The sequence below is a fragment of the Streptomyces virginiae genome, from assembly GCF_000720455.1.
Taxonomy (GTDB): Bacteria; Actinomycetota; Actinomycetes; order Streptomycetales; family Streptomycetaceae; genus Streptomyces; species Streptomyces virginiae.
The window spans coordinates 34,672-49,663 of record NZ_JOAK01000009.1; the positions used below are offsets into that span (position 1 = coordinate 34,672).

General features: G+C 72.6%; 14 protein-coding genes and 1 tRNA gene. 11 read left to right on the forward strand and 4 right to left on the reverse strand.

Going from position 1 to position 14,992, the window contains the following annotated elements:
* Positions 1–77: 77 nt before the first annotated feature.
* The 3 genes from IG86_RS0115935 (at position 78) to IG86_RS0115945 (ending at position 4,027) form a co-directional block, all read left to right on the forward strand.
* Positions 78–632, forward strand: a complete 555-nt coding sequence (locus IG86_RS0115935) for a hypothetical protein (protein ID WP_030828308.1) — start codon at positions 78–80, stop codon at positions 630–632.
* A gap of 407 nt (positions 633–1,039) precedes the next feature.
* Positions 1,040–2,704 carry a glycoside hydrolase family 71 protein gene (locus tag IG86_RS0115940; protein WP_030897369.1) on the forward strand — a complete coding sequence of 555 codons (1,665 nt, stop codon included), beginning with the start codon at positions 1,040–1,042 and terminating at the stop codon, positions 2,702–2,704.
* A 111-nt stretch (positions 2,705–2,815) separates the two neighbouring features.
* On the forward strand, positions 2,816–4,027 hold the full coding sequence (locus IG86_RS0115945; protein WP_244305882.1) for an aminotransferase class V-fold PLP-dependent enzyme: 1,212 nt from the start codon (positions 2,816–2,818) through the stop codon (positions 4,025–4,027).
* Here the strand turns inward: IG86_RS0115945 and cobF are convergent.
* On the reverse strand, positions 4,014–4,766 hold the full coding sequence (gene cobF, locus IG86_RS0115950; protein WP_030828316.1) for a precorrin-6A synthase (deacetylating): 753 nt from the start codon (positions 4,764–4,766) through the stop codon (positions 4,014–4,016). The genes IG86_RS0115945 and cobF overlap by 14 nt on opposite strands.
* An 18-nt stretch (positions 4,767–4,784) precedes the next feature.
* Between cobF and IG86_RS0115955 the strand changes: the two genes are divergently transcribed.
* Genes IG86_RS0115955 through IG86_RS0115970 form a run of 4 tightly spaced genes read left to right on the forward strand, consistent with a single transcriptional unit; the run spans position 4,785 to position 8,110 of the window.
* Entirely contained in the window at positions 4,785–5,579 is a 795-nt protein-coding gene (locus IG86_RS0115955; protein ID WP_030828320.1) for a (Fe-S)-binding protein, read from the forward strand.
* A gap of 20 nt (positions 5,580–5,599) precedes the next feature.
* Entirely contained in the window at positions 5,600–7,063 is a 1,464-nt protein-coding gene (locus IG86_RS0115960) for a lactate utilization protein B (protein WP_030828323.1), read from the forward strand.
* Positions 7,060–7,710, forward strand: a complete 651-nt coding sequence (locus tag IG86_RS0115965; protein WP_030828326.1) for a LutC/YkgG family protein — start codon at positions 7,060–7,062, stop codon at positions 7,708–7,710. Before IG86_RS0115960 ends, IG86_RS0115965 begins: the two co-directional genes overlap by 4 nt.
* A 4-nt stretch (positions 7,711–7,714) precedes the next feature.
* Complete coding sequence (locus IG86_RS0115970; RefSeq protein ID WP_030652441.1) at positions 7,715–8,110, forward strand: VOC family protein; 396 nt, start codon at positions 7,715–7,717, stop codon at positions 8,108–8,110.
* A 51-nt stretch (positions 8,111–8,161) separates the two neighbouring features.
* Here IG86_RS0115970 and IG86_RS0115975 read toward each other — a convergent pair whose 3' ends face one another.
* Positions 8,162–8,548: a DUF309 domain-containing protein gene (locus tag IG86_RS0115975; protein WP_078905911.1), complete on the reverse strand. Its 387-nt coding sequence runs from the start codon at positions 8,546–8,548 to the stop codon at positions 8,162–8,164.
* Positions 8,549–8,750: 202 nt separating this feature from the next.
* On the opposite strand from IG86_RS0115975, the gene IG86_RS0115980 reads away from it, so the two are divergent.
* Positions 8,751–8,827: transfer RNA gene (locus tag IG86_RS0115980), tRNA-Pro, on the forward strand.
* 401 nt (positions 8,828–9,228) lie between these two features.
* On the opposite strand, the gene IG86_RS0115985 is transcribed toward IG86_RS0115980, so the two are convergent.
* Complete coding sequence (locus tag IG86_RS0115985) at positions 9,229–10,542, reverse strand: hypothetical protein (protein WP_030828332.1); 1,314 nt, start codon at positions 10,540–10,542, stop codon at positions 9,229–9,231.
* Between the two features lie 210 nt (positions 10,543–10,752).
* The gene (locus IG86_RS0115990; RefSeq protein ID WP_051785207.1) at positions 10,753–11,661 is read right to left on the reverse strand and encodes a LysR family transcriptional regulator; all 909 of its coding nucleotides are present in this window, start codon (positions 11,659–11,661) and stop codon (positions 10,753–10,755) included.
* Positions 11,662–11,933: 272 nt separating this feature from the next.
* Here IG86_RS0115990 and IG86_RS0115995 point away from each other — a divergent pair, with 272 nt between their 5' ends.
* The 3 genes from IG86_RS0115995 to IG86_RS0116005 are packed head-to-tail and all read left to right on the forward strand — an operon-like array spanning position 11,934 to position 14,927.
* Complete coding sequence (locus IG86_RS0115995) at positions 11,934–12,728, forward strand: gamma-glutamyl-gamma-aminobutyrate hydrolase family protein (RefSeq protein ID WP_030828338.1); 795 nt, start codon at positions 11,934–11,936, stop codon at positions 12,726–12,728.
* Positions 12,729–12,759: 31 nt separating this feature from the next.
* Positions 12,760–13,491 carry a FadR/GntR family transcriptional regulator gene (locus IG86_RS0116000; protein ID WP_078613352.1) on the forward strand — a complete coding sequence of 244 codons (732 nt, stop codon included), beginning with the start codon at positions 12,760–12,762 and terminating at the stop codon, positions 13,489–13,491.
* Positions 13,488–14,927: an amino acid permease gene (locus IG86_RS0116005; protein ID WP_030897375.1), complete on the forward strand. Its 1,440-nt coding sequence runs from the start codon at positions 13,488–13,490 to the stop codon at positions 14,925–14,927. Before IG86_RS0116000 ends, IG86_RS0116005 begins: the two co-directional genes overlap by 4 nt.
* Positions 14,928–14,992: the final 65 nt, after the last annotated feature.

A 14,992-nucleotide genomic window follows, 5' to 3' on the forward strand; every position in this document is an offset into this window, starting at 1 on the left:
GAGGCGCACGCCGGCGCCGGCGTCGGCGGGTCGGTGGGGTCGGTAGGGTCGGCCCCACAGTACGAAGGGGGAGCGCTGTGGGGACCTACCGGCAGACCGTGGTGGATCTGGAAGCCTCCGCGCAGGAGGCGGCGGCACTGGGCGGGCGCGCCAGGGGGTGGCTGGAGGCCGAGGGTTTCATCCGCCCGGTGCCCTGGCGCGGCGGTGTGGTGCACCTGGCCGGTCCGCGCTGGCGGGACGCCGTCGACCTGGCTTCCTGGGACCGGCTCGCCCGGACCGAGGAGTCGGAGGAGGAGCCCTGCGGGGAGGTGGAGGTCGTCGTGGGACGGACGATCTTCTTCTCCGGCCTGAGCGCGGCGCCCGCCGCGATCTGCCCGAACTGCCGCAGCGCCGACCCGACCTGGCCGGGCGAAGCCGTCGACGCCTGGAACGCCACGGGCGCCGCCGACCTCGGCTGCGCGGCCTGCGCCCACCGCGCCCCGCTCCCGCAGTGGCAGTGGACCGACGACGGCCTCGCCTTCGCCCACCTCGGCTTCGAGTTCGACGACTGGCCGGCCCTGCACCCGGACTTCACCGCCGCCCTCGGCCGGACCCTGGGCCACCGCACCCGGGTGTTCGAGCGCAAGATCTGACCGCGCCACCCGGACACCCGCGTTCGTCGGTCACGAACTACGGCGCGCGCGTACGGGCCGAGCACCGCCCGGACCGTACCGCGGATCCACAGGGGGGTGGCCGCCCCTACAGCGACCCGATGAAACGGTTCGAACGGCAACCGCGCCCGGCCGTCGGCGCCGTGCGGCGCACGCGGGCTTCCGAACCCCCCGACCAAGGGGAATCCGGCCTCCCGCGCCACGGTTCGGCGCCCCCGCACGCCCGGTCCCCGCCCCTGGGAACGGTTGTCCGGAAGCCGGTAATGGGCTCTACTGCTGTCCAGCCCCACCGGGGCATATTCGCGGGAGGGGCCAGAATGACAGCGGACCGGCGCACGGACCGGCGAGCACGACGAAGAACGCGCGGAACGGACCGGCCGGCGCGACCCGTGTCGCACGGGCGCCGGCCGGCCGTTCGCGGCGGCCGGCCGCTGCTGGCCCTGCTGCTCTCCGCCTTCCTCCTCGTCGGCGTCTGCGCGGCCACCGGCATCGCCTGGGACCCGCTCAGCGGCACCCCCGCGCAGAACGCCACCGCCCACGGCCCCGGGGCCCCGCAGCCCACCGGGCCCGGCCCCGCCGCCACCGGCCCGGCCGCCCCCGCGCAGCCGGAGCAGAGCCCGCCGCCCACCAAGGCCGCGGCGGGCAAGGGCGATCCCGAGGACGCGGTGGACTCCGGGGCCGGGCGCCCCGCCGGGGCCCTGCCCTTCGACATGCCCCAGCCGGCCGCCCTCCGCTCCGGCGAAGCGGGCAAGAAGCTGGTGTTCGCCCACTACTTCACCCCGTACCCGCTCTCCCTCGACAACGCCGGCGCGGACAACGACTACTACACCCGCAACTACCTCAACCCCGACGGGGAGAGCGGAAAACACGGCCGGTACGGCGGCCTGCTGCGCGACCGCCCCCTGCCCGTGACACCCAAGACCGGCGACTGGGAGTACGCCAACCTCCAGCAGGAGGTCCGCACCGCCCGGGCGGCCGGCATCGACGGCTTCACCCTCGACCTGCTCTCCCTCTCCGGCAAGAACTGGGACCGCTCCAACCTGCTGATGGCCGCCGCCCGTTCGGTGGACCCGGCCTTCAAGATCATGCTGATGCCGGACATGACCTCGCTGAAGACCGACGACCCCCGCGTGCTCGCCGAGGCCATCGCCACGCTCGCCGACACCTCCGCCGCGCACCGGCTCCCCGACGGCCGGCTCGTCGTCTCCCCCTTCAAGGCGGAGGCGAAGAACGTGGCCTGGTGGACCGAGGTCATCCGCGTCCTCAAGGCCGACCACGGCATCCGCACCGCCTTCGTGCCGCTCTTCCTCGACTTCGGCGCCCACAGCGGCGACTTCGCCCCGATCAGCTACGGCTTCTCCGAATGGGGCAGCCGCAGCTACGTCGGCCAGGAGAGCTCCACGCGCGACGTCCAGCGGGCCCACGGCATGGGCAAGATCTGGATGCAGCCCGTATCGGTCCAGGACGCCCGCCCCAACCAGGGCATCTACGACGAGGCGGGCAACACCGCGACCCTGCGCGCCACATGGACGCGCGCCATCGAGGACGACGCCGACTGGGTCCAGCTCACCACCTGGAACGACTACTCCGAGGGCAGCCAGTTCGCGCCGTCCCTGCACAACGGCCACGCCTACCTCGACCTGACCTCGTACTACCTGACCCGCTTCAAGACGGGCGGCTGGCCGAAGATCGTCCGGGACACGCTGTACCTCAGCGCCCGCACGCAGTTCGCGGACGCCGACCCGACCGGCGACCAGTCACTGGTGATGTCGCTGCGCAAGGGGAGCGCCCCGTCCCGGGACACGGTGGAGGTGCTCAGCTTCCTCACCGGACCGGCGGTCGTGCGCACGACGGTCGGCACGGCCCGGGGCAGTCACGACGCACCCGCCGGGGTCCACTCCAAGCTGCTGCCGCTGAAGGCGGGCACCAGCTCGGCCCACGTCGCCCGGGACGGAGAGACGGCGGCGGAGGTCGACCTCCCGTACCGGGTGGACCCCAAGGTAGAGGTCCAGGACCTGCAGTACTACGCGGCGACCAGCGGCCGCGAACCGTAGCCGCGGGACGGCGTCGTACGGTTCCGGCCGGGGTGGCGGCGGCGGTGTTCCCAGGGCCGGAGGCGGCGGGGGATGATCCGGGCGACAGCCGCGCCGCACCCCGGAGGTCCCGTGACCGAGACGACACGCCCCGCAGACCGCCCCGCCCAGCCGCCCGCAGACCGCCCCGCCCGGCCGCCCGTGGGGGAGGGGCCCGGCGAGTTCCCCGGCGGGCCCGCCCTGTTCCGCCTGGACCCGGACGTCGCCCACCTCAACCACGGCTCCTTCGGCGCGGTCCCCCTGCCCGTCCAGGAGGCCCAGGCCGCGCTGCGCGCCGAGGTGCACGCCGACCCGGACGCGTTCTTCATCGCCGTGCCGGACCGCCTCGCACACGCCCGCGCCCGGATCGCCGCGCACCTCGCCGCCGACCCCGACGGCCTCGCCTTCATCGCCAATGCCACCGAAGGCGCCAACCTCGCCCTCGACGCCGTCCAGCTCGCCGACGGCGACGAGATCCTGGTCACCGACCACGGCTACGGCACCGTCACCGCGGCCGCCGCCCGCCGCGCCCCGGTCACCACCGTCGCGCTGGACCCGGCCCTGCCCGACGAGGACGCCGTACGGGAGACCGTGCTGGCCGCGCTGACACCCCGTACCCGGGTCGCCGTGCTGGACCACGTCAGCTCGCCCACCGCCCGGATCATCGCCTCGCCCCGGCTCCTCGCCGAACTGCGCGAACGCGGCGTCACCACCGTCGTCGACGGCGCCCACGCCCCGGGCATGCTCGCCGACCCGCTCGCCGGCGGCGCCGACTTCTGGTTCGGCAACCTGCACAAATGGGGCTACGCCCCGTCCGGTAGCGCCGTGCTCGCCGTCGCCCCGCAGCACCGCCACCGGGTACGTGCGCTCGTACCCTCCTGGGAGGACGGGCACGGATTCCCGCGTTCCGTCGAGAACCGCGCCACCGCCGACTACACCGGCTGGCTCGCCGCCCCCGAGGGGCTCGACCTCATCGAAACCCTCGACGCGGCCAAGCTCCGGGCCCACAACAGCGCCCTCGCCGCCCACGGCGCCGCGCTGCTCGCCGGGATCCCCGGGCTCACACCGCTCCCGCACACCCCCGGCCTCGCCATGCGCACCCTGCGCCTGCCGCCCGGCATCGCCGAGACCCCCGACGGCGCCCGCGCGCTGCGCGAGGAGATCGCGGCGCGCGAGCGCGTCCGGGTCCTGATCTGGCCCTGGCCGGGCGGCGGCGGCATCCGGATCTGCGGGCAGATCTACAACCGGCCCGAGGAGTACGAACGCCTCGCCGCCGCCCTCCCGGCGTACCTCAGGCGCGCCTGAGCAGGTAGGTGTCCATGATCCAGCCCTTGCGGGCGCGGGCCTGCGTCCGGAGCTCCTCGATCCGACCGGCGACCTCAGCCAGCTTGCCCTGCACCAGGATCTCGTCCGGGGTGCCCACGTAGGCCCCCCAGTAGATGTAGAGGTCCTGGTCCAGGTGGGCCGTGAAGGCGTGCCGCGCGTCCAGCATCACCACCACGTCGTCCACGTCGGCCGGCCAGCCCTCGGCCAGCCGACGCCCGGTGGTGATCTGGACCGGCCGCCCCACCCGGTTCAGGTTCGTCCGGTGGCGCGCCAGCAGCGCGGAGATGCTGCTGATACCGGGCACGACCTCGTGCTCGAAGGCCACCCGGCCGCGCTCCAGCACCTCGTCGAGGATCGCGAGCGTGGAGTCGTAGAGCGAGGGGTCGCCCCACACCAGGAACGCCCCGGTCTCGCCGTCCGCCAGGTCCTGCGCGATGAACCGCTCGAAGAGCTCGGCCCGCGCGCTGCGCCAGCCGTCCACCGTCGGGGTGTAGTCGGAGGGCGTCCGGTCCCGGTCCGGGTCACGGCCCTCGACGAGCCGGTGGCCGGGGCGGGCGTGCGCGTCGAGCATCGCGCGCCGCAGCCCGGTCAGATCCGCCTTCTCCTCGCCCTTCTCCAGGATGAGGAATGCGTCCGCCGCGCCGATCGCCCTGACCGCCTGGAGGGTCAGATGGTCCGGGTCGCCCGCGCCTATGCCGATCACTGAGAACTTCTTCACCCGGCTATTGTGCCCACCATGCGTGTCGCCCTGTTCGTCACCTGCGTCAACGACGTGCTGTACCCGCGGACCGGCATCGCCGTCGTACGCCTCCTGGAGCGCCTCGGCGTCGACGTGGACTTCCCGGCGGGCCAGACCTGCTGCGGGCAGCCGCAGTACAACACGGGCTACCGGCACGAGACCGAACCGCTGCTGCGGCGCACCGCCGAGGCCTTCGCCGGCCACGAGTACGTGGTCACCCCCTCCGGCTCCTGCGCCGCGATGATCCGCGAGCACTACCCGCGGATCGGCCGGAAGGCGGAACGGGAGGGGCGCGGCTCCGGCCTGGCGGACGCCGCACGCTCGCTCGCGCCGCGCGTCCACGAGCTCACCGAGTTCCTGGTCGACGTGCTCGGCGTGACCGACGTGGGCGCGTACTTCCCGCACACCGTCACCTATCACCCCTCCTGCCACGGCCTGCGCGGCCTGGGGCTGGGGGACCGGCCCCGGCGGCTCCTCGCCGCCGTCAGGGGCCTGCGGCTGGTCGAGCTGCCGGGCGCCGAGGAGTGCTGCGGATTCGGAGGCACCTTCGCCGTCAAGAACCCGGACGTCTCCACCGCCATGGGGACCGACAAGATCGCCTCCGCGGCGGCCACCGGAGCCGAGGTGCTGTGCGGCGCCGACAACTCCTGCCTCGCCCACCTCGACGGACTCCTGCGCCGGGCCGACGTCGCACCGGGCACCCCGCACCGACCCGTGCCGCGCCCCGCGCCCCGCACCCTGCACCTCGCCGAGATCCTCGCCGCGACCGAGGAGGAGGGACCCCTGCCGTGACCGGTGGCACCTACCTCGGAATGCCCGCCTTCCCCGTCGCCGCGCGCGAGGCCGTACGGGACGGCGTGCTGCGCGCCAACCTCCGCCGCGCCACGCACACCATCCGCGACAGGCGGGCGCGTGCCGTCGCCGAGCTGGCGGACTGGGACCGGCTGCGCGCCGCGGGCGCGGCCGTCAAGGACCACACCCTGCGCCACCTCGACCGCTACCTGCTCCAGTTGGAGGAAGCGGTGAACGCCGCCGGCGGCACCGTCCACTGGGCCGTCGACGCGGACGAGGCCAACCGGATCGTGACGGAAATCGTCCGCGCGACCGGGGAGCGCGAGGTCGTCAAGGTCAAGTCGATGGCCACCCAGGAGATCGGCCTCAACGAGGCCCTGGAGGCCGCCGGGATCGCCGCCTACGAGACCGACCTCGCCGAGCTGATCGTGCAGCTCGGCCACGACCGGCCCTCCCACATCCTGGTCCCCGCCATCCACCGCAACCGCGCCGAGATCCGCGACATCTTCCGCGCCGAGATGGGCCGTTGGGGCCGCCCCGCACCCGACCCGCTCGGCGACGACCCGCGGGAACTGGCCGAGGCGGCCCGCCTGCACCTGCGCGAGAAGTTCCTGCACGCCAAGGTCGCCGTCTCCGGAGCCAACTTCATGGTCGCCGAGACCGGCACCATGGTCGTCTTCGAGTCCGAGGGCAACGGCCGGATGTGCCTGACCCTCCCCGAGACCCTGATCTCGGTCGTGGGCATCGAGAAGGTCGTCCCCACCTTCCGCGACCTGGAGATCTTCCTCCAGACCCTGCCGCGCTCCTCGACGGCCGAGCGCATGAACCCGTACACGACGATGTGGACGGGGCTGGGTCCCTCGCGAGGGGCGGACGGCGACGGGCCCTCCGCCTTCCACCTCGTCCTCCTCGACAACGGCCGTACCGACACCCTCGCCGACGAGACCGGCCGGCAGGCCCTGCGCTGCATCCGCTGCTCCGCCTGCCTCAACGTCTGCCCCGTCTACGAGCGCGCCGGCGGCCACGCCTACGGCTCGGTCTACCCGGGCCCCATCGGCGCCGTCCTCAGCCCCCAACTGCGCGGCACCGACAGCGACATCGACGCCTCGCTGCCCTTCGCCTCCACCCTGTGCGGGGCCTGCTACGAGGTCTGCCCGGTCGCCATCGACATCCCCGAGATCCTCGTCCACCTCCGCGAACGGGTGGCCCAGGGCGGCCCGGCGACCCGGGACGGCATCCGGGTACGGATCCGCCCCGCGCACGGGCACGCCGCCGAACGCGCCGCCATGCGCGCCGCACGCCTGCTCCTGGACCGCCCCGGGGCCCTGCGCGCGGGGGAGCGCCTGCTGGCCCGTGCCCGCAGGCTGGCGCCGCGCCGCCTGCCCGGTCCCGGCCGGGCCTGGACCGACACGCGCGAGCTGCCGCCCGTACCCGCCGAGTCGTTCCGCGACTGGTGGACCCGAGAACGGGGAACCGGGCGATGACCAGCAAGGACCGCATCCTGGCCCGCATCCGCCGGGCCGTGCCGCAGCCCCCGCCGGGACCGGACGCCCCGGTCGCTCCGCAGATCCCGCGGGACTACCTGCGCGTACACGGCGCCCGCACCCCGCGCGAGCGCGTCGACCTGCTCGCGGCGAACCTCACCGAATACCGGGCGCTGGTCCACCGCACCGACGAGGACGGGCTGCCGCTCCTGCTGGCGCGACTGCTGGCCGAACGCGGCTCCCGCACGGTCCTCGTCCCGCCCGGACTGCCCCCGTACTGGCTCTCCGCGGCCGACCAGACCCGTGTCCACGACCGCGAGGCCTCCACCCCGCAGGAACTGGACCGGGTCGACAGCGTGGTCACAGGCTGCGCCCTGGCCGTCGCCGAGACGGGTACCGTCGTTCTCGACGGGGCCCCCGACCAGGGCCGGCGCCGCATCACCCTGATCCCGGACCACCACGTCTGCGTGATCCGCGTACCGGACCAGGTGGTGGACTCCGTACCGCAGGCACTGGAAGGGCTCGACCCCGCCCGCACCCTGACCTGGATCTCCGGTCCCTCCGCCACCAGCGACATCGAGCTGGACCGGGTGGAAGGCGTCCACGGGCCCCGCACCCTGGAGGTCGTCCTCGTCGGCGCACAATGAGGGCATGCCATCCCACATCGCCCTGACCGCCCTCGTGGTCCACGACTACGACGAGGCCATCGACTTCTACACGCGGGCCCTCGGCTTCGACCTGGCCGAGGACACGGCCCGCCCGGACGGCTCCCGCTGGGTGGTCGTCCGCCCGCCCGGCGCCACCGAAACCGCCCTGCTGCTGGCCCGCGCCAAGGACGACGCCCAGCGCTCCCGCGTCGGCGACCAGACCGGCGGCCGCGTCGGCTTCTTCCTGTACACCGACGACTTCGCCCGTGACCACGCCCGGATGACCGCCGAGGGCGTCCGCTTCCTGGAGACCCCGCGCCACGAGCCGTACGGCTCCGTAGCCGTGTTCGAAGACCTGTACGGCAACCGCTGGGACCTCCTCCAGCCCGCCCTTCCGTAGAGCGGCCCGGGTCGTGTCTTTCGGAGCGCGGCCTGATCCGAAAGACACGCCCTACGAGGCGCCGCCCAGGCGCGGGGCCTCCCGTGCGGCGTCGACGGCCGGGCCGGGCCGCTCCACCCGGTCCGCCAGTTCCCGGGCCCACCGGACCAGGCCCGGTACGTCGACCCCGTACGGGGCTCCGGCCAGCGCCTCGATCCCGTCGGCGCCGCGCCGCAGCAGCCGCGCCCCGCCCACGGCGTTGCCCCGGGCGGCGTGCGTCAGCCCGACCGCGAGCTGCGCGAGCCCCCGCCACAGCGGGGCCGAGGCCTCGGGCCCCGACTTCCAGGCGTCCTCGAACACCTCGTGCGCATGGAACGGCATCCCGGCGTCCAGCAGCCGCTGCGCCTCCCGCACCGTCTCCGCGGGCGAGCGCACGACCCCCTCGGGCTGCCGCTCCACCCCCGGCGCCCCGTAGCCCAGCGGCCGCCCCAGCCCATCCCTCGGCCGGGCGTTCCTCGCCCGACCGTCAACGTCCCGATCCCGTGCGTTCACCACCCCATCCTCCCCCTCGCCGATTACCCGTGCATGCACACCCCTCGGCGTGGGGTAATGTTCTGCATGTGCCGCCGAGCACGGGGAAACCCGCAGGTCGAAGGTACATCGGGACGTGGCGCAGCTTGGTAGCGCACTTGACTGGGGGTCAAGGGGTCGCAGGTTCAAATCCTGTCGTCCCGACCATGCTTCATGCAGGTCGGAGGCCGTTCTCTCGCTAATGAGAGGACGGCCTTTCGTGCGTCCGGAGCCATGGTGGTCGCAGTGTGGTCGCACGTCCAGTCTGTGGCCGGTTGGCGGTGGCGCTGAAGGCCGGTGGCGCTGAAGGCCGGTGGCGCGGGGGAGCGGAGTCCGCGGAAGGTTTCGCGGAGCTTCTGCAGGTGGTTGCGTGGTGGTCGCAGCCATGCCGGGCGGCGAGTTTCGGATCGCAGCGGCCGGAGTCCGGAGCTCGGGGCGCAGCAGGCCAGGTGCGTTTGGTCCCGAGGCCGTCGACGATCACCGTCTCCGGTCGTCTCGCCGGTACAGCGGCCAGGTCAGGCTCCGCCTACCCCGCGCAGCGGTACTCGCAGCGGGCCGGCGGCACCAGCTCAAGGCCCCGGGCCGTCGCCTCGGTCTACGGACGGCCGTGGCGCTTGACGGATTGCGGGTGTGGCCGCCGTCTGTTCGTCGGTCAGGCGGGCCCGCCAGTCGCTGACGTAGTCGTCGGGCATGGACGCCAGGCGGGCGATTTCTCCGTCGCTGCGCCCATCGGACCAGGCCAGGATCCGTGTCACGGTGCGGTTCCGTGCCGCGCGGAAGTCCTTGAGCATGTTCTCGAGGCGTTCGACTTCCTCGGCTTCGCGGACGAGCTGCTGGTCGACGGCGGAGCGTTCCTCGGCGCGCAACCGGCGCAGATGGGCGTCCAGGCCCGTCAGGACCAGACCCTCCTCGTGCGCGGAGTTCTGGAACCCTTCGGCCAAGGCCGCCAGCACGCAGTCGGGGACGTCGGCGAGGGTGGCCCCGGGGGGCTTGGCCGCCTCCCAGGTGCCCCGACCCGCCTCTGTCGTCTCCAGCCAGACGCGGGCGTCTGTCGGAACACGGTCGCCGCACGCCTGCGCGCGGTAGGCGTACAGGGCGGCACGGTGGCCGTAGAAAGTGAAACCGTCCTCGATCTGCCGGTCGGCGGCGCGGCACATCCGCCCCGGTACACCGCCATAGCCGCTCTCGGGACTGTAGTCGGCGTAGGCATCGAGTTCCGCGTCCGTGGCCAGGCCCCAGGAGGGATCGCACAGACCGGGGTTCATGGCGAGGAACGCGCCGACCTCGACACGCCAGGCGGGGATCGGTCTCGTGCGCAGCCTGGGCCAGCGGAGATCGCCGGAGGGATCGAAGGTGTGGGTCGCGGCCTGCTCGATGTCGTCCCAGGCGGTGGCGGCCTCGGCCGACCACTCCAGTTCGTCGCCCGGTCCGATGCGGTGGATGGAGTCCACGAGCCGCTGCACGGCGGGGAGTATGCGCAGGGCGAGCGCGTGCAGTTCCTCGGCGGTGAAGAAGCGCCAGGAGCAGCCGCGCTGTTCGTCATGGGCCAGGTGGCCCAGCAGCTGCACCATTATTCCGGAGGCCGGGACGGCCCCGTCGCCGAGTGCCCTGCGGGGGAGGCCGGGGAGCTGGCTGCCGAGGTCTTCGGACGGGGCCCGCCAGTCGATGTCGCCGAACCATACGGCGCCGTCGCGTGCGTCCACTGCCAGCCACTGGTGGTAGCCCGCACCCGGGCCGTAGCGCTGCTCCTGCTGCTCGGCGTGCTCGTCGTGCCATACGTACTCGCCCGGAGGCGGGTCCAGCTCCACGGCCATGAAGCCGTCCTCGGGGCGGTAGCCGGTGAGGACGCGGGCCGTTCGCGGCGCACTGTCGGCGGCGGTCATGAGGGGTTTCCTCTCGCTGGAACGTCAACCGCCGCAAACGTAGGGCGCCCGTCACACAATAGTTTAACTTTCAGCCACTGTGTCCGGTAGTCGGACAAGCCGGGAGACCTGGCGTCACCACCCGGTCTACGCGCGTGCGGCCGCCGTCAACTTGGCGCATTTCACGTGGGTTCACGCTCCGTTCGCCTCCGGTAGCCGCCCGCCGCAGCCTCATGCGAGCGCGGCCAGCGCTTGCGCGGCGAGCATCTGCTCCAGGTCCAGGACGGCGCGCGGGGCGTGCCGGGTGTCGATGCGGACGGCGTAGATGAAGCGCGTCAACTGCGGCTCGGCCAGGGGGCGGGCCACGACCTGGGTGTTGGCGCGGGGCAGGGCGAGTTGCGGCATGACGGCCACGCACAGGCCTGCGGCCACGAAGCCGAGCACGGTGTTGAAGTCGTCCCCCTCGTATTGCAGGCGGGCCTGGAAGCCAGGCGTCTTGGCCATCTGGGAAAGCAGTTCCAGGCGCAGTGCGGCCTCCGGAGCCGCGATCCAGGTCTCGGACGCGAGGCTGGCCAGGTCGATGACCTCCCTGTCGGCCAGGCGGTGGTGTGCCGGGACCACGGCCACCACCGGATCCCGTGCGACCAGCGTCCGGCGCAGCATTCGGGGCGGTGGGACGGGGATGAAGTCGTAGTCGTAGCTGAGGGCCAGGTCCATGTCCCCCCGCTTGAGCCGGTTGTAGCAGGCCTCGGGTTCCAGTTGGCTGAGGCTGACCTGCACGTGGGGGTAGGTCGCGTGGAGTTGGGCCAGCGCTTGCGGAACGATGCTGGTGGCGGCCGAGGCGAAGGCGCCGAGGCGGATCCGTCCGGCCGTACCCGCGCGCATGGCGTCGAGTTCCACCGATGCCGTCGCCAACGCGTTGCGGACGCCCTGCTCGGCGTCGAGAAGGACTTCGCCGGCCGGTGTGGCGCGCACGGGCCGACGCTCCAGCACTCTCAGGCCCGCGCGGCGTTCGAGTTCGGCGATCTGCTGGGAGACCGCGGGCGCGCTGTAGCCGAGCTCGCGTGCGGCGGCGTTGAAGGAGCCGTGCCGCACGACGGCTTCGAGGGTGGCGAGCAGGCGGGGGTCGAGTCCGTGCACGGAGTTAAGGCTCACTTATCTGTCGCGAAGATGTGTTTTCTTGTGATTGCGGCTGAACGCCAGCAGGATTCTTGCTCGCGGCAAGAAAAACGCAAGCCCGCGCTCCCGGATCGTGACCGCCCCTCCACCTTGTCGCCGGGGCGCCCTCCGCCAGTGCCCCGTCCGCCCCGTCCGCCTTTTCTGCCGCAGCCCGCCATGGCCGGGGACGTCCGGCGGGGCGGGTGTGCACCCGGCCGTCGACGATCACCCCTCACGCCCTGAAAGGAAGTGGTATGCCCCAGCCACCACTCATCGGACTCACCACCTACCTGGCCGACGCCCGGTGGGGCGAGTGGGACCTGCCCGCCGCAGTGCTGCCTGCGGCCTACGCCGGCTGTCTCCAGGCCGCGGGCGGCCGGGCCGTCCTGCTGCCGCCGGACGCCCCGTCGGCAGCGGCCGATCTGGTCGCACGTCTGGACGCGATCGTCCTGACGGGAGGAGAGGACGTGGATCCCGCCCTGTACGGCGCCCGGCCCCACCCGCGCACGGGGCCGCCGGTCCGCGAGCGCGACCGGTGGGAGCAGGCTGTACTGGCCGCCGGTCTCGCCCGCGACATACCCGTGCTCGGAGTGTGCCGGGGTATGCAGCTGATGAACGTACACGCCGGAGGCACCCTCATCCAGCACCTGCCCGACAGGGTGGGCCATCACGGCCACAACCCCTACCGGGGCCACTTCTGTGCCCACACCGTCACCACCGCGCCGGGGACGCGGATCGGCGCCCTCCTGCCGGGGACCCGCGAGGTCGCCACGCACCATCATCAGGCGGTGGATCGCCTGGGCGCCGGGTTCATCGTGGCCGCCCGTGCGGCGGACGGCACCGTCGAGGCGATCGAGAGCACCCGGCACCGCTTCGCCGTGGGCGTCCAGTGGCATCCGGAGATGGGTGTCGACACGCCGGTGGTGCACGCCCTGGTGGATGCCGCCGGTTTCGCCGCAGACACCGATCGGGCGGCTTCGGTGGCAGGACGGAAAGTGCGCACGGTACGAAACTCGCCGGGCCGGACTTTCCCGACACAGGTGTCTTGACACCCTCCGGCGCACCCATCAGGATCACACCGTGAACCTGTCAGACAGCCAGACAGGTGGCCAGGCCCCGCGGCGCGTCAGCGCGATGGAAGCGGTCTTCGGCCACCTGCGCAGCGCCATCGAGCGCGGTGAGTACGTCGTGGGCGACAAGCTCCCCTCCGAAGCCGAGTTGTGCCGGACCCTGGAAGTCAGCCGGCCCGTGCTGCGGGAGGCGCTCCGAGCCCTCCAAGCCATCGGCCTGACCGCCTCCAAGAGCGGCAAGGGCACGTTCGTCCTGGCGAACACGGTCGAGGACCCCACCTTCGGCGACTACGTCGCCAGCGACCTGCTGGAGGTGCGCCGGCACGTCGAGATCCCGGTCGCCGGGTACGCCGCGCTGCGCCGCACCCCGGAGGACCTGGACCATCTGGGCCATCTGCTCGACCGGATGGAGCAGGAGACCGACACCACCGCGTGGGTGGCGATGGACACCGTCTTCCACCTGGCGGTGGCCGAGGCATCCCGCAACCCCGTCTTCCGCCGCGTCATCGAGGAGATCCGCGACGCACTGGCGCGTCAGTCGACCTTCCTCAACGAACTGGGCGGCCGGCGCGAGCAGTCCAACTGCGAGCACCGGGCGATCCTCGAGGCGCTGGCCGACGGCAGCGAGCACGACGCGGTGGAGGCCATGTCCCACCACCTCCTGAGGGTCGAGACGACCCTCACAGAAATCGTGCGCCCCCAGCGCGCGGCCACCTCCACGGAAGGCAGACCCGAGGCGTGAGCGAGCAGTTCCTCAAAGACGAGAAGCGCCCCACGACCCGTCACGTGGACTCCGGGGACACCGGCTACAGCAAGTCCTTGACACCCCGGCACGTCAACATGATCGCCATCGGGGGTGCGATCGGCACCGGGCTCTTCCTCGGCGCGGGCGGACGCCTCGCCGACGCCGGCCCCTCACTGTTCGTCGCCTACGCCGTCTGCGGGATCTTCGCGTTCCTCGTCGTACGCGCGCTCGGCGAGCTCGTCATGTACCGGCCGTCCTCCGGCGCCTTCGTCTCGTACGCCCGGGAGTTCCTCGGGGAGAAGGGCGCGTACACCGCGGGCTGGATGTACTTCCTCAACTGGGCGACCACCGGCATCGCCGACATCACCGCCGTCGCCACCTACACCCATTACTGGCGCCTGTTCTCCGACGTCCCGCAGTGGGTGATCGCGCTCATAGCCCTGGCCGTGGTCCTCACCGTGAACCTCATCTCGGTGCGGATCTTCGGCGAACTGGAGTTCTGGTTCGCCATCGTCAAGGTCGGCGCGCTGGTCGTCTTCATGGCCATCGGGATCTTCTTCCTCGTGACCCGGCACCCCATCGACGACGCCGTGCCCGGTCCGTCCCTGATCACCGACAACGGCGGGATCTTCCCCAACGGCCTGCTGCCCATGCTGCTGATCATCCAGGGCGTCATCTTCGCCTACGCCTCCGTCGAGCTGGTCGGAGTCGCGGCCGGTGAGACCGAGAACCCCGAGGAGATCATGCCGAAGGCGATCAACTCGATCATGTGGCGCGTCGGCCTCTTCTACGTCGGCTCGGTCGTCCTGCTGTCGATGCTGATGCCGTGGAACAGCTACAGCGCGGGCCAGAGCCCGTTCGTGACCGTGCTCTCCCACATCGGCATCCCGGCGGCCGGCGACGTGATGAATCTGGTCGTTCTCACCGCGGCCATGTCCTCGCTCAACTCCGGCCTCTACTCCACCGGCCGCATCCTGCGCTCGATGGCCGTCAACGGTTCCGCCCCGCGGTTCACCGCCCGGCTGAGCCGCACCCAGGTGCCCTACGGCGGCATCCTGCTCACCAGCGGCATGTGCGTCCTCGGCGTCGGGCTCAACTTCGTCGTTCCGGCGGACGCGTTCGAGATCGTGCTCAACCTGGCCGCCATCGGCATCCTCGCCACCTGGGGCATGATCATGCTCTGCCACCTCCTCTTCTGGCGGAAGACCCGTGACGGCGAACTGACCCGTCCCTCCTACCGCCTGCCCGGGTCCCCGTGGACCGAACTCGTGACACTGGCCTTCCTCGCCTCCGTCCTGGTCCTCATGTACGCCGACGGAGGAGCGGCGCGCACCACCGTGCTGTGCGTGCCACTGATCGCCGCGGCGCTGGTCGCCGGCTGGTACGCCGTCCGCGGCCGCGTGGCGCGCGCCGCCGCGAAGAGCGAGGGCTGAGCCGGGCGGCGGGCGCGGCCCGTCCCCCCCGGGCCGGGCCTGCCGCCGGCCACCCCGGTCAGCAG

What these genes read in the sequence shown, in the direction of transcription:
- IG86_RS0115985 (WP_030828332.1), bottom strand. Translation starts at nt 10,542, where the DNA reads ATGACCGCCGCCGACAGTGCGCCGCGAACGGCCCGCGTCCTCACCGGC.
- IG86_RS0115960 (WP_030828323.1), top strand. Translation starts at nt 5,600, where the DNA reads ATGCCCGCCTTCCCCGTCGCCGCGCGCGAGGCCGTACGGGACGGCGTG.
- IG86_RS0115955 (WP_030828320.1), top strand. Translation starts at nt 4,785, where the DNA reads ATGCGTGTCGCCCTGTTCGTCACCTGCGTCAACGACGTGCTGTACCCG.
- IG86_RS0115995 (WP_030828338.1), top strand. Translation starts at nt 11,934, where the DNA reads ATGCCCCAGCCACCACTCATCGGACTCACCACCTACCTGGCCGACGCC.
- IG86_RS0115965 (WP_030828326.1), top strand. Translation starts at nt 7,060, where the DNA reads ATGACCAGCAAGGACCGCATCCTGGCCCGCATCCGCCGGGCCGTGCCG.
- IG86_RS0115970 (WP_030652441.1), top strand. Translation starts at nt 7,715, where the DNA reads ATGCCATCCCACATCGCCCTGACCGCCCTCGTGGTCCACGACTACGAC.